Here is a 19,289-nt window from a genome sequence, read left to right on the forward strand (position 1 = left end):
GGCACACAGGGGGTTGCCCCGACACCGGCACCCCAGGCGATTCCCGTAGGGGCAGGCCCCCGTGCCTGCCCTGCCTTCGGGCAACCACCGTGCCTGCCCTGCCTTCGGGCAACCACCGTGCCTGCCCTGCATTGGGGCAACCACGGGGGGTTGCCCCTACGGCAGGCCCCCCCGCAGCCGACATTGATGTCGGTCGGCGAGCCGCGCACGATTGCTTTTGGGAGTGGCATTGCCTACACCTACAGCAAGCGGGAGGCAGGGCACGCGGGGTCCGCCCATGCATGTGATGGCCGGGGCGACCGCGCCCGGAGATGCCCGCCTCGCCGATCAGGGGCGGCCCATATGGACGATGAACGCAAGACCAAGGAGCAACTCATCGGCGAGTTGGCCGGTCTGCGTGAGCGGGTCCGTGCGCTGGAGGCCCTGGAGACCGAGCGGGAAGCGTTCGAGGCCGAGCTGAAAAGCACCCGCCAGCGTCTGCAATACCTGCTCGCGGTCAGCCCCGCCATCATCTACACGACCCACGCGTCGGGCGATTACGGCTGCACCTTCGTCAGCGAGAACCTGCACGCGATCATGGGCTACTCCGCGCAGGAGATGACCACCGACCCCAAGTGCTGGCCCGATCGCCTCCATCCGGAGGACGCGCCGCGGGTCTTCGAGGCGATGGTGCCGTTGATCGAGCACGGCGGCGGAAGCATCGAATACCGCTTCCGCCATCGCGACGGGCACTACGTCTGGATCCAGGACACCTTCAAGGTGATCCACGACGAAACGGGCCACCCGGCGGAACTGGTCGGCGCGTGGGCCGACATCACCGAGCGCAAGCGGGCGGAACAGGAGGCGTTGAAAGCCAACGCCGAGCTTCAGGAGACCAAGCGCTACCTGACGCGGCTGATCCAGAGCTCTCCCGACGCCATCATCTCCACCGACCGCCAGGGCAATGTCGTGCTCTTCAGCGAGGGCGCCGAGACCATGATGGGCTTTCGCGCCGACGAGGTGATCGGGCGGCACATCGCGACGCTCTACGGTAGCCAGGAGCGCGCGAACGAGGTGTGGCGCGAGATCCGCAAGCGCGGCGGCACCGTGGCGGCCTACGAGAGCGTGCTGCTGGCGAATGACGGGCGCAGCATTCCTGTGCTCATCTCGGCGTCCTTCCTCGTCGACGAGGACGGCCACGAGGTTGGAACGGTCGGGCTGCACACCGACCTGCGGGAGCGCAAGCGGGCGGAAGAGGCGCTGCGGCAGGGGCACGAGGAGCTGGAAAAACGCGTCGAGGAGCGCACCACCGAACTGAAGGCGGCGCGCGAGCGCCTGCAATACCTGCTGACCGTCACCCCCGGCATCATCTACACCAACCAGCCCTCGGACTACACTTGCACCTTCGTCAGCGAGAACGTGGACCCGGTCATGGGTTTCGCCCCATGGGAAATGCTGGAGGACCGCGAATTCTGGGCGAAGCGCGTCCATCCGGAGGATGTCGAGCGGGTCTTCGCGGAGATGACGCCGCTGATGGAGAAGGGCGGCGGCACCATCGAGTACCGCTTCCGCCACCGCGACGGCAACTACGTGTGGATCCAGGACACCTTCAAGGTCATCCGCGACGACGCCGGCCGCCCGCTGGAGATCGTCGGCTCGTGGGCGGACATCTCCGACCGCAAGCAGGCCGAGCAGGCGCTGGGCGAACGCATGGCGCTCATGAACGACCTGCAGACGCTCGTCGCCGCGAGCCCCGCGGTCATCTACACGACCAAGGTCACCGGCGACTACGCGTGCACCTTCGTCAGCGACAACCTGAAGTCGACCATGGGTTACGCGCCGTGGGAGATGCGTGAGGATTCGAAGTTCTGGTCGAAGCGCCTGCACCCGGAAGACGCGCCGCGCATCTTCACTGAAATGGCCCCGCTGATCGAACGCGGCGGCGGCACGGTGGAATACCGCTTCCGGCACCGGCGGGGACACTACATCTGGATCCAGGATACCTTCAGCGTGATGTACGACGCCGAGGGCAAGCCGAAGGAGCTGGTCGGCTCGTGGGCGGACATCTCGGATCGCAAGCAGGTCGAGGCCGCGCTGCAGCGTCTGGCAGAACAGGTCGAGTTGCGCAACCGCTTCATCCGCCAGACCTTCGGCCGCTATCTGACCGACGAGGTCGTCGCCAACCTGCTCGAATCGCCCACCGGGCTGCAGATGGGCGGGGAGAAGCGCAAGGTCACGATGATGATGACCGACCTGCGCGGCTTCACCTCACTGTCGGAGCGTCTGGCGCCGGAGCGCGTGGTGGCGCTGCTCAATCGTTATCTGGTCACCATGGTGAGGATCATCAAGGAGTACGGGGGCACCATCGACGAGTTCATCGGCGACGCGATCTTCGTGCTGTTCGGCGCGCCGGTGTGGCAGGAGGACGACTCGGAGCGGGCGGTCGCCTGTGCCGTGGCGATGCAGCTGGCGATGGCGTCGGTCAACGAGCAGAACCGCGAGGACGGTCTGCCCGAGGTGGAAATGGGCATCGGCGTGCATACCGGTCAGGTGGTGGTGGGCAATATCGGCTCGCCCGAGCGGATGAAGTACGGGGTGGTCGGCAGTCACGTCAATCTCACCTCGCGCATCCAGTCCTACACCATCGGCGGCCAGATCCTGATCTCGGAGCCCACGCGCCAGGAGGTCGGGGCGATCCTGCGCACCGGCGAACAGTCGGAAATCCGGGCGAAGGGGATCGAGCATCCGGTCCTCGTCACCGAAGTGCTGGGGATCGGCGGAAGGCACGGGCTCCATCTGCCGGTAACGGCGGATGCCCTCGTGCCGCTCGCCGAGGAGCTTCCGGTGACCTGGGCGGTGGTGGAAGGCAGTCATCTCGCCGGCGAGGTGTTCCGTGGCGGGCTCACCAAGCTCTCTCCACGTGCGGCCGAAGCCCGCCTGGACGCCCCGGTGGCGACGCTCAGCAATCTGCGGATGAATCTCGTCGACCCGGCCGGCCAGGAAATCCCCGGGGCCTTCTACGCCAAGGTCGTCGGGACGGTGGCGGGCAGCGACACCGCGTGCTGCGTCCGTTTCACGTCGGTACCGCCGGAGATCGAGGCGCTCCTGCGTCGCCACCGCGAGCCGGTACGCCTGGCGCTGGTGTCCTGAGATCACGCCATCCGGAAGGCTCGTCGAGCGCGGCCGCCCGCCGGCGCGCCTACCAATTGGCCGGCGGTTTGCGGTTGATGATCATTTTTCCGCCCTGCATGCTGATGTAGCCGCCGGCGGTGAGGTCCTTGAGGATGCGGCTCACCATCTCGCGCGAGGCGCCGATGCGTTCGCCCATCGCCTGCTTGGTCAGGTGCTCGGCCACCACCAGCCGGTCGCCGTCCTGCTCGGCGAGGGACAGCAGCAACTTCGCCAGGCGGCCATAGACGTCGAGCAGGGCGAGATCGCGGGCGGTGTCGGTGAGCGCCCGGCAGCGCCGGATCAGGTTGCGGATCACCGCGATCGCCACGTCGGGATGCGCGTGCAGGTGGCTGCGAAAGCGCTCGCGGGTGAGCATCGCGAGGCGGCAGGGTTCGAGCGTCATGACGGACGCCGAGCGCGGGCCCTCGTCGAGCACCATTTCGCCGAAGTAATCGCCGGGCCCCAGGATGGTCAACACCAGCTCGTGGGGGCCGTCGTCGCCGACATACACCTTCACACGGCCCGACAGGATCAGGTAGAGCGCGTCGCTGTGGTCGCCTTCGCTGACCACGACCGTGTTCTTGGGGTAATTGCGTGCGACGACTGCTGCCGCCAGCGAACCGAGTTCAATTTCGCTCAGGCTGTCGAACAGGGAAACTCTCTTGAGTGCGTCGATCATTGCCTTCCCCTGCATCGCCGGATGCCCGGAAAATTGTACCGGATGCAGCCGGCGCCGGTGGGCGCCGCTCGGCGCAAGGTTTCCCGCGCCCGATATCGCCTGCGGCACGCCCGCTGAAGTAGCGGTACAACGCGTCGATCGTCTGCGCGACGAGCGGGTTGCCCCGATAGCCGGGCATGCCGCGCGGCGGATCGCCGTCGAGCACGATGCGCTCGAAGCGCTCGCGGCTCCGGGTCGCCCGGACGTACTCGACGACCGAAGGCGCCGCGAGCCCGTCGTAGTCCTTGCCGTGGCAGCGCGCACAATCGACGACGCGCAGAGTTTGCCAGGCAGTCTCGAGCTCGCCGTCGTCGGCCGGCCAGCGCGTACAGCCGGCCGTATCGGCGGCCTGCGCGAGGCACGGCAGGATCAGTGCGATCGCCATCACGGCGACATGGCGGCGGGCCGCCGCGCCGCGCCGCGTCGCTTGCCGGCGCCGCCGATCCGTTTCGATCGGCTCGCCTGCACCCGATGCCCGACGTGGGCGAGGCATGGCGATCACTTCCCGTTCGACGAAAAGTTGGCCCATGGCGCGCGACATGATCAGGGGCGCCGGTCGCTGAGCTGGCCGACGAACTTCCAGCCCGCGCTGTCGTGGGACCACACGTACACGAAGCCGGTGGGCCCATCGACGACCACGCTGAGCGGTTGTTCGTCGGACGAGGCGTCCGCTGAAGCGGGCGAGGCCGCGGTCATGTCGGCTTCCTTCGTCCCGACCTTGAGCATCTCGCCGCGGGAAGCCGCGGCATCCGTCGCGCGCCATCCGTTGCCCGGCACATAGTCGAGACGCACTTCGTTTCCTGCGGGCCCCTGGACGACAAACGACAAGGGCGAAGCGCTGGCGGGCGCCCGCTGCGCCGTGGATGCCGGGCGGCCGCTGTCGCGTGCGGCAGTCTGGCTGGTGGTCTGGGCTGGCGAAGCCTCCCGGCGTTGTTCCGGCAAGGCGGTGGAATCGGCGTGCACGGCACCAATCAGCAGAATGGTGGTGAGGGCGGCAGCGATCGCGTTTTGGGGGTGGCGGGTCATGGCAGTCTCCTTGGCTTACTTGACGGCTTGTCGGGTTTGGCGGCCACCGTCGTGTTGCCGGTTCGGCCTGCCGGGCGTTCATCGTCCGCCGTCACTGTCACTCTAGGAGTGGATGGCCCGCGCCACGCGTGAATAGGACTGCCCGAAAATGTGCACAAATTCACACTTGTGGAATCGCGCGCGCGGCAGCCTTGCCGCGCCGGAATGGGTGCCCGTAGGGGCATGCCCCCGTGCCTGCCCCGTGCAAGGGCAACCACAGGGGGTTGCCCCTACCCCGGCACACAGGGGCCTGCCCCAACACCGGCACCCCACGCGATTCCCGTAGGGGCAGGCCCCCGTGCCTGCCCTGCGCAAGGGCAACCACAGGGGGTTGCCCCTACATCAACGACTGGTGGTCGCGGGAATGCTGGAAATGTGGGAAGGTAAGCACTACCTGACGGCGAACGGCAAGGAGGCCGGCGGGGATTTCCGCAAGCGTCCGAGGTTTGGGCCACATTTTTGGCCGGAAGGGTTGAGTGCATAGACCAGGGCGGTCAACCCACGGCCGGGTGGCTTGACCTCTTGGCGGCTTCGCGAGGGCTGCACTCGAAGCTCAATCGCATACCGGACCTGGCCGGCGCGGAACTCCAGCGGCCGTGCATAGCGACAACACAGATAGACGGATTCAGGACCACCTCATGGATAAGACAAGTATTGCGTTCGACAACACCTACGCCCGGGACCTGGTCGGGTTCTATGTGCCCTGCCAGCCCGAGCCGGCCCCGGATCCGAAGCTCATCTACTTCAATCACGAGCTGGCGGCAGAACTGGGGCTCGAGCCTGGCGGCCACGATCCGTCCGCGCTGGCCGCCATCTTCTCCGGCAACCGCTTGCCCGAGGGGGCGACGCCGATCGCTCAGGCCTACGCCGGCCATCAGTTCGGCCAGTTCTCGCCGCAGCTCGGCGATGGCCGCGCGCTGTTGATCGGGGAGGTCATCGACCGCCAAGGCCGACGCCGCGACGTCGCCTTCAAGGGGTCGGGGAAAACGCCGTTTTCGCGCCGCGGTGATGGCAAGGCCGCGATCGGTCCGATGCTGCGCGAGGTGCTGATCGGCGAAGCGATGCACGCCCTGGGCATTCCGACCACGCGTGCCCTGGCGGTGGTGGCCACCGGCGCGCAGGTATATCGCGACCGGCCCCTGCCGGGTGCGACGCTCACGCGCATTGCCGACAGCCACCTGCGGGTGGGCACCTTCCAGTTCTTCGCCACCCATGCCTCGGTCGAAGAGGTGACGAAGCTGGCCGACTACACCATTGCGCGGCACGATCCCGAACTGGTCGGTGCCGCGGATCGGTACCTGCAGTTCTTCAAAAGGGTGGCCGAACGGCAGGCTGCGCTGGTGGCGCAATGGATGCACATCGGATTCATCCATGGGGTGATGAACACCGACAACATGAGCCTGGCGGGCGAAACCATCGACTACGGCCCCTGCGCCTTCATGGAAGCCTACGATCCCGGCACGGTGTTCAGCTCGATCGACGATTTCGGCCGCTACGCCTACGATCAGCAAGCGAAGATCGCGCGCTGGAACCTGGCGCGCTTCGCCGAGACGCTGCTGCCCCTGATCGACACCGACCAGCAACGTGCGATCGAACTGGCCACCGCGGTGATCGACGCCTTCCCGGCGCGATACCGGCACCACTGGCTCGAAGGTGCGCGCGCCAAGCTCGGACTGGCCGCGCAAGTGGACGACGGCGAGCGCATCGATACCGCCCTCGCCGAGGACTGGCTGGCCTTGCTGCAGGCGAACAAGGTCGACTTCACGCTGGCCTGGCGGCGGCTTGCCGATATCGCAGGCGGCGACGAAGGCCCGCTGCGGGCGCTGTTTGGCGAACACCAGGCGCTCGAGGACTGGCTGGTGCGCTGGCGGGCACGCTGCGCCGCCGAGGACGCCCAGGCGGAGGCGAGCACGTCGCATGACCACGCCGAAGCGCGCGCGAAACGAATGCGCTGCGTCAATCCGTGGCTGATTCCGCGCAATCATCTCGTCGAGGAAGCACTCGACGCGGCGTCGGAAGCGGGCGACCTGAAACCCTTCGAACAACTGCTCGAAGCCTTGCGCCTACCTTACGAGGAACGCCCGGCCATGGCCCGCTTCGCCGAACCAGCCCCCGAGTCCTTCAGCCAGACGTTTCGCACTTTTTGTGGCACCTGATCTGCGCTTCTCGGCGGCGGCACCCTGATAGGGTAGGGATGCTTTGTCGCAGCGAGCGACGAAGGCAGCAATATGGTGCCGAGGGCACCTTTCGCGCCGACGTCTTGTCGACACAAAGGGAACGCAGGACAAGGACATGCTCCGCGTCCATCGGACACCCAACGGCACGGCCAAACCCGGCGGGGTTCGTTCCAAACCCGTTCGGCCATGCGGATGCGGCATCTTCCAAGGAGCTCAAACATGTTGAAAGCAATAATGGCGGTATTGATGGCAACGGGACTGTTGATCTCGGTCACGGGCTGCGAAACGATGGCGGGCGCCGGACGCGACATCCAGCGCGGAGGCGAGGCCATAGAGGATAAAGCCGAAGAAAAATAGCCGCCCCGAAGCCCGTAGGGGCAGGCCCCCGTGCCTGCCCTGATCTTGGTGTCCCGCCGCCGTGCCTGCCCTGATCTTGGTGCCCATCCTGAATCGGAATCCGGCGCCGAACGGGGGCAGCCACGGGGGGCTGCCCCTACGGTTGTTGGGGGGATTGGGCTGAATCTGGGGTCGGTCCTGAATCTCCAGAACATAACCTGGTCGACCTAATTCGGCTCGAGATCGCGTCCGGCAGACCCGCTTGGTTCGGTGGGCTGTGGATTTCTCGACTGAAAAAAGTTCAAGGGCATAACCCATGACTGACATCGTGATCTTCACATCCGGCGATCGATCGGCGGAAGTCCGCCTGCAGGGCGATACCGTCTGGTTGAGCCTGCAACAGCCTGCCGATCTGTTCGGGCGGGGAAAATCCGTGATCTCGCGCCACCTGAAGAGTGTCTTCGAGACCGGGGAGTTGGTGCGGGATTCAGTTGTTGCAAAAAATGCAACAACTGCTGCCGACGGCAGAACCTATCAAGTCGAGTACTTCAACCTCGACGCCATCATCTCCGTCGGTTAACCTTTTTCGTATGCGTGCTGTTTCTTGCACAGAAAGATCGTGGTCCCCTGTTTTTGATCGCGGATTCACAATGTAAGCGCAACGCCGCCCGAAATAGGCGGGAGAGCTGAGATACTCCCTGCAGCCAACCCCTTGGAACGATGGGTTAGCCCACAATGGCTACCCACGATACTGTTTGGCGAGAGCTTCATATTGACTCACTACTGTTGTGTCCCAGAGATACCGCTCGGCAAGACCAAAGACCACGTTATACGCAACGGACTGAAGAAAAAGAGCGTCGACTTCGTAGCGCCGTTGATCGTCTGGATGCCAGTTATCTCGGCGCTTCGCCGTGTGGTGGTGTAGATAGCCTCTGAGATCTACGATTCGGGAGAGAGCTTGCTCTACAGTCATTTTTGCGTAGGAACTCGCAAACTGATCGTGGGTATGCTTGTCGTGAAGCATCAGACCAGGATTGAAAATGGCTCGCTCTATGTGAGACCGAAGCGCCGGTGATTCATTAAATGACGTTAGGATTGCGGCCTTCTTAAATTTTCCGCCGCCAAACTCACTTTCCAAGACGAAGTAAAAGTCGTAGATCGCCTCAATATAGCTTCGGCTGAAAACGTCAAGCATGCCCCGGCGAAAGAAATTCAGAGCAACTTCAATGTCCGACGCTGCATCGGCGGCGAGGACCGAACGAGCGATAAGATCGAAGGACAACGGTGGAATTTGATCATCCGGTAGAGGTTCTGACTTCGAGGAAAAGAAGTGTAGCTTTAGCTTGCGGCGCTCTTCCTCAGACTCGGGAATCCACTCCACCTCTGGACTATCCAGATCGATTGAGCGCAACCCAAAAACCCCAAGAAGTCCTTGGAGCACTCGAAGTTCGCGCTGAACCCACGGAAGGTGAGGAGTCTTTGGATTGAGATGGAGCTTGACACAATCTGCAGGGCTCTCTTGGATGGATGGCCAGTCACTTTCGTTTGGGAGAGGAACAGTTACCTCAACGTGAGTTATTAATCCGTTCGCAGTCTTGAACTCAAAGAGCCATCCTCTAGCAGGGATGGGGACATTTACGCTGGGTCGGATACGCCCTTCAACAGGGAAACGGTACATGCACTTCATGTCTGAGTCGTCCGCGTCCGTGGGCTAACGTAGAGGTGGGGGGCGCCGGAGCGCGAAGCGCGGAGGCGGTCCCTCTCGACCGCCATGTTAGGGCGCTGCGGCAGCTTCGAGATTGTCCTTTGCAAGACTCGCATAGTAGCGCTTCGTTAATTCAGACTGCAGAAAGTCGTCATTCAGAAGTTTAAGGAAGAGATCCTGAGAGACTTTAGTATCCAGCTTGAGCTTGGACCCGTCATCGCTTAGCCGGAACCTGCCTCGAAGTGCAGGGTGAGTCTCGACTGTCACTGACCGGCACAATAGAGCCACCGATGATCGGCATATAGGAGCCACTTGGAAGAGGCTCTGACGGACGTCTGCGGGGGGTCAAGATTCGCTGTTTTTCGGGGTGCTTGCAAGCGGCGTTTTTGCCTTGTTGGGTCCCTGTCTGGGCGCGCGGTAAGAGGCGCCGTCGAGGGTGAGGCAGTAGGCGTTGTGGCGCAACCGATCCACGGTGGCCGAGGCCAGTAGCCGATTGCCAGGGAAGGCCTGGTCCCACTCGGTGAAGTCGAGGTTGCTGGTGACGATGGTGGCGGCCTTCATCGGCGGGCGCGCGCAGCGGTTTCAAGCCAAAGTCATCGATGATGAGCACCGGAACCCGGGCCAGTTGCAGGAGCTTCCGCTCGTAGTTGCCGATGGCAAGAAACAAGGAACAGGGGGCAGACCACGATTTTCCAGATGCTCATCGCCAAAAACCGTGGTCTGTCCCTTGTTCCGTCGTGCTCCCTGTTCCGTCGTCCTCTCATGAAAGTCGTGGTCTGTCCCCTGTTCCGTCAAGGTTCGATGGATGGTATTAGGTCGAAGCGATGAACTATCGTCCAAGTAACGATCTCTTTGCTTTTGAAAACTCGATTTCTGTAATCACGCCATCCTCCTTGAGTTTATGAAGACGGACTAACTCGTCACTAATGCTATTCGCTGAAGATGCGCTCGTCTGTCTTCGTTTTACCTGTACGAAAACTCTAGATAGCAGGATTCTAGCCATTTCAGGCTCCATTTTTGATGTAAGTAGTATCAGTTCTGAATCATCGTGAGATAAACGAATAGCCGTTTTTGTATTGCTGTGGGTGGTAAGCATATTAATAATGGTTGCCGCCGCAATGCCTTTGAGAATGCCTTCTACGTCGAAGCCGCCGCCAATTGCACCTGCGTCATTTGTCACTTTTCCTGGGCCATCAATTTCGATCTCGGTAAAATTATTAATTGGAATGGATCTGTCCTTAAGGGCCGTTAGGTCGGTTATGTATACGTTGTTTTCGTCAATTGACAGGTGAAGTTTAGCGCCAGATTGGGATTCCCATCCGGAGCCTCCAAGTACGGTAACTTCAAGAGGTGTGTGATTAACCCGGACTTTCATTCTTTCAATGAATACTGATTTTTGCGCTGCATGTTCTCGTCCGTCTTCAAAGGACTTGATTGCCCTATTTCCAATCCCATTAATGGTGTCAGATTGTTTGTTGAGCCAGTCTCTTGTATTGGATTCGATGGACTGGTAGGAAATGTTTGGTAGCGAAATTTCTGAATCAATAAACTCATCAATTGTGGTTCTATTTAGAATGTATACCTCGTATGCGCTTGAGAGCGCGATTCCGAGTCCGATAATTGCTAGACCATATGTGCTAGAGAGGACTGCGGTAGTGAATAATATTGCTCCGAGAATAGATAGAATTGAGAAGAATGTTATTCTAATGATCCTGTTTGTATTTTCTGATAATTTTATTTGTTTTATTTTTAGGGAATTATAGATTGATCGGGCGCGCCGTCGATTGCGTCATGCGGCACAAACGGTGGTGTGGAGCAATACGGTCCTCGATGTTGATATGGCATAGAAGAGATGTATCAGTTCGAATAGTGCTATTCGTCTCGATATTTGTCCTCGTAAAGACCGCATGGTATTGAATCTATTGTGTCCTGCGTCAGTGCTGAGCCTCCTGTCCTGCTTTCTCAAAATCCTGTTACGCCAATTTGTCATCTGTATCCAAGAGGGTTGATAATGTCAAGTGGATAGCAATATCCACAGTAAGAAAACTATTTCGTGGTTTGAATGTGCTTTCGATTGGCTGAAGTGTGCTGCTGGTGCTCGTTTTTCTATTGCAACAACATCTTGTGTAACTCTTGTTTGAAGTTGCTATAGGTATCGCATGTTTTGCTTTCGATCGAGAATATTTCGGATCTTAGTTTTGTGTCCAATAGTATTAGTTCGACTTCAATTTCGCTGAACTCATTCCAGCAGAGCATTTGTGTGCTCTTGGTGTTCAGGTGAATCATATACCGGGCGTTGCTCTTCTCAAATTCCTCGATAGTCCATCCGTTTTCCGTGAAGGCCTCCTTGATCGGATAGAGAATTCTTATCTTTCCAGGCTGGATGAAGACTGTTTTCTGTGTTGTATCAAACGCTCCACTTCGTGTGGAGCTTACGCTTGAGCAACCAGCCAGTATGATTAAGATGAATATAGTTGCTGTATTTTTCATGATTTGCTTTGTGGATCGATTTAAGGTAGGTCAATGGAATTTATGTTCTAGTGGTCCCGATGTTACGAGCCGACTTCGCCTTCTTCAAAGTAGTCTGAGTCGATTCGCTTGACGATATATGAAGCCGAAATAGAAACGCCAACATCGAAGTCCATCATAAGATTCGCAAGAAGCCGGCCATCAATCAGAACTACCTTCGTGTCGATTCGGGAGGCGTAGTCAATTGCGTCGGCAGTGTACGAAGAAGTGGTGATGAAGACCCCCTTCTTTGCACGCTGACCTTGGAGAGCGCCAACGAACTTTTGAATTTCAGGCCGACCTACTGATCCTTGCCAGCGCTTGGCTTGAATAAAAATGGTGTCCAAGCCGAGACGATCTTCTTTGATGATTCCGTCAATGCCACCATCACCACTTTGTCCGATTCGCTCGCCGGCGTCACGTCGTGACCCTCCATAGCCCATTTTGACTAGAAGCTCGACGACAAGCCGCTCGAAAAAGGTAGGGGAGCACGAGAGAATCCGCGTCAGAAGGTCCTGTGCGAGACTGAGACGAAGGCTTTGGTGTGCAACCTCAAGCGCCTCCTCTGGGGTCTGTTCCGCCGCCGCAACAGCCGGTTCAGTCGTTACCACTCCTCGATTGTTCCGGGGCGTTTCACGAAACTCGATAAATTCTGGAAAGCGCTCAAGAAACCGGACGTCAATTCGTGATGGATTTTCCCCAAGCACCTTCTTTCCACGAGTAGTGATTCGCAATGAGCCTCTGCGGGGAGACTCCAGAAGGCCAGCCTTCTTGAGGTAGGAATTTGCCCATCCGATTCGATTGTTGAAGATGGCTTGCTGACCGCTGGCTAGAAGCTCAGTGCGTTCTGCCGGAGTGAGTTGAAATTCGATGGCGAGAACCTCAACGGCTTCACGGGCCGTATGGTCGTTTCCATCGGCAGCAAATCGCAATAGTGGGAGCATCAGCGATTGGTAGTCAGGAATGGGCATGCGTATCCAGATAGTCTTGATCTGAGATGCTTGGAGGGTAAGCGGCGATTGTGCCCCATGGCCCTCCCTCTGGGTCAGAAGAGTTGTCGCCTTGTTTGAATTGCGATCCCAAGGGCGATAACGGAAGAACGAAGCACGGGAAACAGGGGATAGACCAAGATTTTTCTGATAGTCGTCGCGAAGAACCGTGGTCGGTCCCCTGTTCCGTCCGTGGCTGGCAATCCTTTGTTGCGCGAGCTGATCATTCCGTTCGGTGCGATGGGTTATGTGGCGCTGTTCGAGATCGACAGTGATCGGAGCGTTACTGTCCTCGCGGTGCGTCATCAGCGGGAACACGACTACCACTGAGCGGTTGGCCCTGCGGAAGGGCTGAACGCCGCATGACAATGGAGATGTGCCCCCGATTAGTCGGTTGGTGGCGCATCTGATTCCAGCGCCTGAATCGGTCTGAACAGTCCGGTCTTTGTCATGTCCCGGCGCAGTTCGAAGCGAGCCAGTGCATCCACGACGTCGATCGCTGGCAAGTTGCCGAAATCGATGGTTTCCCATGCGGACCGTTTGACACGCACCGAGTACAAGTATTGATCACCGATGTTTCCGGTAGCCTTGTCAGATCGCTGTGAATAGCCCGAGACGACCACCTCCGCAACGGTTGGAAGCGCGGAAAACGTCTCGCCGATCAGGCGGAAGCCGATGCCATGTACGTGATTCATGTAGAGCTTCTGAATCTGAACAGGGCTCATCTCCTTTACGCCGAGACGGTAGCCACGTTGCGGGACGGTTGCCATCCGTCGGGGTATGTCCTCGATTTCCGGCAGGTCGACGTCTAAGGCGGCCCGCGTGCCGGCGCCACTGATCTCGAACGAAATCTGAGTCTCCTGCGGCCAGGCGATCTCCTGCAGTCTCTGTTCCAGAAAGATCTCCATCGCCGTCTCAGCCCCGGATTTGACCTTCTCGATCAGAATTCGCTGGCGGGCCTGTTCGGCGTTGAAGGCGCTCCATTGTGCTTCCCAGTCTGCTCTGGCTTGTTCGTATGCGGCGATTGCAGCGCGATTCTTCGCATCCACCTTGGCCGCGAGGCTCTTGAACAGCTTGGCCAGGAAACCCGGCTTCTTCATGTCCGGGCGCGATGGCGCCGGAACATCGAATGGCATTTCATTGACCGTGAGTGGGACGGTGCTGCCGGGAGTGTGGAGATGGATTTCTCCAAGTGCTTCGGTCTGAGCGTTGATTTCGTCGCACTTCGCCTGGATCAGCTCACGAATACGTTCGCCTTGCTGCTTCTTGGCGGCGGTTATGAGCTTTTCGCTCAGTGGGTTGCCGTGCTCATCCCGAAAGCTGATAGCGCCCTCGTCATCGACCGAGACCACGATCCGCAAGGTGGTGGAGGTATCCGCAGTCGTCGCTCCTGCAGTTCGCCCCGCCGCCCTTTGGCTCGGGCGATCAATTCGCTCGCGGGCGTAAAGACCGGTGCCCGGGATCCCCGTGTTCAGGTAAGTGCCGCGTTTTCCGATCCCGAGGGATGCCCCGCGGGGGCCGGCCGTCAGACTCACTCCGCTCATGGAGAAGTTCAGGCGCAGGCCCGGGGCCAGACGAACCGATTTCCGAAATCTCAAGCCCATGGTCGTTCAACTCTTCGAGGTGTTGTTCGGTGCGCGCGACGACTTGGCCATGCGTCGCGAAGCGGTCGCGCCTCAGCCTGAGGCGCCGCATTCATTCACCTTTGTTACTGAGTTCCGAGAATGCAGAAGCGAGTATTCCCGCCGGCAGGGCGATCAATCCGATGCCCGCGATTGCGGTCAACCCTGCGAAGAATTTTCCGGGCGCGGTGATGGGGTACACATCTCCATAGCCGACGGTCGTCAGGGTCGCGACGGACCACCAGAGTGCGCGTGGAATGCTGCCGAACGTGTCGGGCTGGACGGCACCTTCCAGAAGATACATCCCGGTGGCCGCGAGTAGCAGAATCAGGCTGGCGATCACGACGCTCAGCGAGAGTTCGTAGCGGCGCTTGTGGACGGCGTGGGCCAGTGTCCGCAATGCCGTCGAGTAGCGTCCAAATTTTGCCAGGGCGACCATACGCAGGAGGCGAAGCAGCCGCAGGACGACGAACTCGGCGCCGAAGATGGGGGCTACCAGAGTGGCGATGACCACCAGGTCGATCAACACCAGTGGGCGGCGGAGATATCGGAGGATGCCCCGCCAGCCTGCATATCGATCCTCAACACCGGCTGACCACAGGCGGAGGCAGAATTCGACGATGAACAATGCGCCTATCACCGCCTCGAAGGCCAGCAGTTGTGCCGAGAAGCGCTCCACGACCAAGGGCTCAGTGCCTGCGATGCCGAGTACGACACTCAGCATGATCGTGAAAGCGAGAATTCGATTCAGCAGGGACAAACCTGCATTTGCGTTTGGCGAAAATTCGGCGCGCAGCCGGTGACGGAGGGTGCGCACTTCGCGCGCGCTCCCATCGGGGGTACAAACATGGCGGGCCAGTGACGCAGCATCGCTGGCTTCATCCTGGAAGGGCGGCTCTCGACTCGCCATTGCTCGGATCCTTGATGAGTGGATGTTTGTCCGCCGCAGGCGGACTTTCGACCAACACGGTCGTTCACCGACCATGCGCGGGTTACTTTGTGACGAACGGATATATCGTGATCCGCGGATCTGGCACGGGATGAAATGGTAGAGCGGAACGAGAGTACCAAGTGAGCATCTCGAGGGATGTGGAGTATGTCTTCGAGATGGGCAGATAGCCGTCTTTCGTTTGAAGGCGCTTTGCCATTTCTCGCGGAATTGGATTGTCCTTTCCGGAACCCAAGCCTCGGTCTGACGCAAGTGCAGCTCGCCCTACAGAAGACGTCGTTGCCAACGGAGTATGACTGGCGAGTCTGGCCGACAAATCGACACGCCGTTGCTCTTGCCCGAGGCCTTACGGCGCCGACCCGTCTGGCCCAGGGTGAGATGACATACCGGGCTGCAGACACACATGGACGGCTGTTTTGTCGCATCGAGTGGGAACGCAAGTTCGAGTTGCACGAGCCGTGGTCTGTCCCCTGTACTTTCGCGGTTCCTGCGCGCATTTCGTAACGACTTGCGCGCAGAGTCGGGAACGCTCGTTTGGTGAAATCGATGATGATGGCGAGATGCGGTTGAACGGCGCCGGCCGGATGTAAAGAAGGTGTGGAGTGAGTTACCAGATTTTTTTGGGTGTAGGCATCGACGGGTTCGTCGTCATGCCCAACCACATTCAGGGAATCATCGTGCTCGTAGGGGGCCCGCGTGCCTGCCCTGGATCCGAATCCGGCGCCGAGCGGGGCAGCCACGGGGGGCTGCCCCTACGGGTTGTTGCGGGATTGGGCGGTGTCACACCTTTGATGCCGTTTCCAGTTCATCCGGCAGGAACTCCGTAGCCCCTCCGTCAATCGGCCGACCGACGGTCAGCGCACGCCGCAGCCCTTCATCCATACCACCCACCGATGCGTCGGCCAGCACCCCCAGGCCATCCAGAATCTTGGTGAAGAAGGCGCGCCCGGCGGCAATCGCCACGATGTCGAATATGTCGGCGTCGCTGAAGCCGTGGCGGCGCAAGACATCGGTGTCGGCCTGATCGATGCTGCACGCGTCGCACGCGACCTTGCGCGCAAAGGCCATCATCTCGCGCTCGGCTGCGCTCAGGGTCTCGGCGTCGCCGTGCTCGGCCAGAGCAACGACCGCGTCCGCGCTGAAAAACTGCGTCAGCGCCTTGCCGTGCGCCAGCGCGCAGGCCGAGTTGCGCAGCGCGTGGGCGGCGGCGAAGGTGATCAGCTCGAAGCGGCGCGCATCCACGGGGCGGCGGATTTCGGCCAGCAGCTTGCCCCAGCGCGCCAGCACCTCGGGGCGGTGGCTGAAGGCCTTGGCGTAGTTGGGCACATAGCCCCAGTGCACCTGTTGGCGCTCGTACATGGCGCGCACTTCGCCCGTCGCCTGACGGGGTGCAACGGTGTGGATGAAGGACATGGCGGTTGTCTCCTCACAGGGTGTAGTGGTCGATCTGCACTTCTTCGCCGAGGTCGGCATAGTCGCCGGCGGTGCGCAGCGCGCGGAATTCGGCCCAGTTGATCGGCCGGTAGCGGGGCGGATGGCCGGCGTCCACCGTGGATGGCAGCGGCGCGTAGGTGGTCGCGTAGGAAGGGTTGTAGAAGAAGGGGGCGCTGTAGCGCGCCCGCTCGCCGTTGGCGAGGACCCGGTGCAGCGCGGCGCGGTAGCGGTCGTTCGACCACACCTGGACGACGTCGCCGAGGTTGATCACCAGCGCATCGGCGCGCGGCTCCACCAGGTGCCAGCGCCCGTCGCGAAACACCTGCAACCCGGGCACCTCGTCCTGCAGCAGCAGGGTCAGCGCGCCGGCATCGGTGTGGTGATTGACGCCGAGAAAGCCCTGCTGCGGCGTGGCCAGGCCTTCGGGCGCCGCGGGCGTGGGGCAGGCCGGGTAATGGTTCAGGCGGATGAAGCTCGACTGCGCCGCGCCGAAGAAACCCTGAAGGGTGTCGGCGGGCATGCCCAGATTGGTGCTCACGGCGCCGATCAGGCGCTGCGCCAGGCGCTCGCAGGCGACGTAGTACGCGCGCACGGCCGGCTCGAACGCCGGCAGCCCGGCCGGCCACTGCGGGCGCAGGGCGCCGCCGTCGGCCGGGCCGTAGTCGAAGATCTGCTTCCAGTCGCGCGTGTTCTTGGTCAGCTCGGCGTCGTAGTAGCCCCAAGGGTTTTCGTCGCTGCGCGTGATCGCCTGCCGGGCGGCGATGGGTAGCGCGAAGAAATCTCGCGCCGCTGCCTGCACCCGGCGCAGCACCGCAGCGTCGAGGCCGTGGTGTGTCACCTGGAAAAAACCCCACTCCCGGCAGGCCGCGTCGAGCGCGCGCAGGGTCGCCGGCTGCTCCAGCTCGGCAATGTCGATGACGGGGATCTGGATTGAACTCATGGTGTCGCTCCGGTGCTCAGGCCGTTGCCCGCGGCTGCAGCCACTTCGGGAACAGGGAGTAGGGATCGAGCTCGACGCGGGTGTCGTAGTCGATGCCGCTGGCTTGCAGATGCCGCTGCAGCGCGCCCTCGCGCATCGCGTCGAAGAGCTCGGTGCAGCCGCCCACGTGCGCGCCGCCGATGAAGATCTGCGGGATGGTGGGGCTGCCGGTGTCGCGCGCCAGCACGGCGCGGATCTTGCCGCCGCGCCCGCCGGGCTGGTACTCCACCGAGTCGAGATCGACGCTGCGATAGGCGATGCCGAGCTGCTTGAAGAGCTTGCGCACGGACCAGCAGAACTCGCACCACTCCAGCGCGAACATCACCACCGGCTCGTCGCGCACCAGATCGGCGACGAAGCGCGCGGCCTCCGGATCGATCTCGGCGCTGGCAGGGCTGCGCGCGGACAGGGCGCAGACGGCCGGCGGGTCGAAGCGGAAGCCGGGGGTCGAGCGCGACAGCGCCAGCTCGGCCGCATCCATCTCCTCGCCGATGCCCTCGAACAGCGGCGTCGACAGATAGCGCTCGCCGGTGTCGGGCAGCATGGCCACGATGTTGCTGCCCGCCTTGGCGCGCTTTGCCACCGCGAGCGCGGCGGCCAGCGTGGCGCCCGCCGAGGTGCCGACGAAGATGCCCTCGCGGCGCGCCAGCTCACGCGCCAGCTGCATGGATTCGGCGCCGCCCACCGGCACGATCTCGTCGATGAGGTCCTCGTCCACCGCCGTCTCGGTGAGGCGCGAGACAAAGTCCGGGCTCCAGCCCTGCATCAGATGCGGGCGGAAGCTCGGGTGGCTGGCCGAGGGCTGGCCGTCGTGGTCGCGCGGTTGGGCGATGCCACTGCCGAGCACCTGGGCGTTGTCCGGCTCGGCCGCGACGATGCGGGTGCCCTTGCCGGCCTGCTTCAGGCCGCGCGCCACGCCCAGCAGGGTGCCGCCGGTGCCGAAGCCGGACACGAAGTAGTCCAGCGCTTCACCGCGGAAGTCGGCCAGGATCTCCTGTGCCGTGGTGCGCGTGTGCACCTCGGCATTGGCCTCGTTCTCGAACTGGCGGCACAGGTAGTAGCCGTGCGCCCGGGCCAGTTCGATTGCCTTGCTGAGCATCCCGGTGCCCTTCTCCGCGGCCGGCGTCAGCACCACCCGTGCGCCGAGAAAGCGCAGCATCTTACGCCGTTCCAGGCTGAAGTTCTCCGCCATGACGATGACCAGCGGATAGCCGCGCTCGGCGCACACCATGGCCAGCCCGATGCCGGTGTTGCCGCTGGTCGCCTCGATCACCGTCTGCCCCGGCTCGAGCTCGCCGCTGCGCTCGGCCGCTTCGATAACCGCCAGCGCCATGCGGTCCTTGACCGAACCCATGGGATTGAAGGATTCGAGCTTCACGTAAACATTGACCCCGGCCGGCGCCAGCTTGCGAAGCTTCACCAGCGGCGTGTCGCCGATCGTCCCGAGAATGCTGTCGTATTTGGCCATGGTCGTCTCCTGTGCCTGTCGGCTATTGATCCTGGTGCCATCTTTCGCGCGTATCGAGGAAGCGAGCGTTGAAGTGAGCGTGGTTTTTCTGTTGTCACCCCCGGCGCCACCCTGAACCCCGTCGGGAAAACGCCAACTTGTGGAGCGCGACGCGCAGGACCTATATTCAGGTGGGTGACTGCGGGACGC

The 19,289-nt window shown here is 61.6% G+C and carries 17 protein-coding genes; 5 read left to right on the plus strand and 12 right to left on the minus strand.

From position 1 onward, the window contains the following. The first annotated feature begins 342 nt into the window (after positions 1–342). Entirely contained in the window at positions 343–3,129 is a 2,787-nt protein-coding gene (locus AC3A35_RS18915) for a PAS domain-containing protein (protein ID WP_487437780.1), read from the plus strand. A gap of 49 nt (positions 3,130–3,178) precedes the next feature. Here AC3A35_RS18915 and AC3A35_RS18920 read toward each other — a convergent pair whose 3' ends face one another. The 3 genes from AC3A35_RS18920 to AC3A35_RS18930 are packed head-to-tail and all read right to left on the minus strand — an operon-like array spanning position 3,179 to position 4,894. Beyond that, positions 3,179–3,829, minus strand: coding sequence for a Crp/Fnr family transcriptional regulator (locus tag AC3A35_RS18920; protein ID WP_487437781.1), 651 nt, complete (start codon positions 3,827–3,829; stop codon positions 3,179–3,181). Further along, positions 3,777–4,409 carry a c-type cytochrome gene (locus tag AC3A35_RS18925; RefSeq protein ID WP_487437782.1) on the minus strand — a complete coding sequence of 211 codons (633 nt, stop codon included), beginning with the start codon at positions 4,407–4,409 and terminating at the stop codon, positions 3,777–3,779. Before AC3A35_RS18925 ends, AC3A35_RS18920 begins: the two co-directional genes overlap by 53 nt. Before the next feature lie 2 nt (positions 4,410–4,411). Beyond that, positions 4,412–4,894, minus strand: coding sequence for a hypothetical protein (locus AC3A35_RS18930; RefSeq protein ID WP_487437783.1), 483 nt, complete (start codon positions 4,892–4,894; stop codon positions 4,412–4,414). A gap of 677 nt (positions 4,895–5,571) precedes the next feature. On the opposite strand from AC3A35_RS18930, the gene AC3A35_RS18935 reads away from it, so the two are divergent. The 3 genes from AC3A35_RS18935 (at position 5,572) to AC3A35_RS18945 (ending at position 8,026) form a co-directional block, all read left to right on the plus strand. Further along, complete coding sequence (locus AC3A35_RS18935) at positions 5,572–7,089, plus strand: protein adenylyltransferase SelO (RefSeq protein ID WP_487437784.1); 1,518 nt, start codon at positions 5,572–5,574, stop codon at positions 7,087–7,089. 240 nt (positions 7,090–7,329) lie between these two features. Continuing rightward, entirely contained in the window at positions 7,330–7,467 is a 138-nt protein-coding gene (locus tag AC3A35_RS18940; RefSeq protein ID WP_487437785.1) for an entericidin A/B family lipoprotein, read from the plus strand. 295 nt (positions 7,468–7,762) lie between these two features. Beyond that, positions 7,763–8,026 (plus strand): virulence RhuM family protein, encoded by a 264-nt coding sequence (locus AC3A35_RS18945; RefSeq protein ID WP_487437786.1) that lies wholly within the window; start codon positions 7,763–7,765, stop codon positions 8,024–8,026. A gap of 159 nt (positions 8,027–8,185) precedes the next feature. On the opposite strand, the gene AC3A35_RS18950 is transcribed toward AC3A35_RS18945, so the two are convergent. The 4 genes from AC3A35_RS18950 to AC3A35_RS18965 all read right to left on the minus strand — a co-directional run bounded on the left by AC3A35_RS18950 (position 8,186) and on the right by AC3A35_RS18965 (position 12,630). Continuing rightward, positions 8,186–8,887 (minus strand): hypothetical protein, encoded by a 702-nt coding sequence (locus AC3A35_RS18950; RefSeq protein WP_487437787.1) that lies wholly within the window; start codon positions 8,885–8,887, stop codon positions 8,186–8,188. Positions 8,888–9,496: 609 nt separating this feature from the next. After that, a complete protein-coding gene (locus AC3A35_RS18955) occupies positions 9,497–9,712 on the minus strand; it encodes an ATP-binding protein (protein WP_487437788.1) in 216 nt (71 codons plus the stop codon). 268 nt (positions 9,713–9,980) lie between these two features. After that, positions 9,981–10,526, minus strand: a complete 546-nt coding sequence (locus tag AC3A35_RS18960) for an SHOCT domain-containing protein (RefSeq protein ID WP_487437789.1) — start codon at positions 10,524–10,526, stop codon at positions 9,981–9,983. Positions 10,527–11,703: 1,177 nt separating this feature from the next. Further along, the gene (locus tag AC3A35_RS18965; RefSeq protein ID WP_487437790.1) at positions 11,704–12,630 is read right to left on the minus strand and encodes a restriction endonuclease; all 927 of its coding nucleotides are present in this window, start codon (positions 12,628–12,630) and stop codon (positions 11,704–11,706) included. Between the two features lie 210 nt (positions 12,631–12,840). On the opposite strand from AC3A35_RS18965, the gene AC3A35_RS18970 reads away from it, so the two are divergent. Continuing rightward, on the plus strand, positions 12,841–12,978 hold the full coding sequence (locus AC3A35_RS18970) for a hypothetical protein (RefSeq protein WP_487437791.1): 138 nt from the start codon (positions 12,841–12,843) through the stop codon (positions 12,976–12,978). A gap of 56 nt (positions 12,979–13,034) precedes the next feature. Here AC3A35_RS18970 and AC3A35_RS18975 read toward each other — a convergent pair whose 3' ends face one another. The 5 genes from AC3A35_RS18975 to cysK form a co-directional block, all read right to left on the minus strand. Beyond that, positions 13,035–14,252 (minus strand): DUF4236 domain-containing protein, encoded by a 1,218-nt coding sequence (locus AC3A35_RS18975; protein ID WP_487437792.1) that lies wholly within the window; start codon positions 14,250–14,252, stop codon positions 13,035–13,037. A gap of 91 nt (positions 14,253–14,343) precedes the next feature. After that, positions 14,344–15,180: an ion transporter gene (locus tag AC3A35_RS18980; protein WP_487437794.1), complete on the minus strand. Its 837-nt coding sequence runs from the start codon at positions 15,178–15,180 to the stop codon at positions 14,344–14,346. 819 nt (positions 15,181–15,999) lie between these two features. After that, the gene (locus AC3A35_RS18985) at positions 16,000–16,632 is read right to left on the minus strand and encodes a carboxymuconolactone decarboxylase family protein (protein WP_487437795.1); all 633 of its coding nucleotides are present in this window, start codon (positions 16,630–16,632) and stop codon (positions 16,000–16,002) included. A gap of 13 nt (positions 16,633–16,645) precedes the next feature. Beyond that, the gene (locus AC3A35_RS18990) at positions 16,646–17,593 is read right to left on the minus strand and encodes a 2OG-Fe(II) oxygenase family protein (protein ID WP_487437796.1); all 948 of its coding nucleotides are present in this window, start codon (positions 17,591–17,593) and stop codon (positions 16,646–16,648) included. A gap of 16 nt (positions 17,594–17,609) precedes the next feature. Next, the gene (gene cysK, locus AC3A35_RS18995; RefSeq protein ID WP_487437797.1) at positions 17,610–19,100 is read right to left on the minus strand and encodes a cysteine synthase A; all 1,491 of its coding nucleotides are present in this window, start codon (positions 19,098–19,100) and stop codon (positions 17,610–17,612) included. Between the last annotated feature and the right edge of the window lie 189 nt (positions 19,101–19,289).

The sequence above is a fragment of the Azoarcus sp. Soil_N_20 genome, assembly GCF_057656155.1.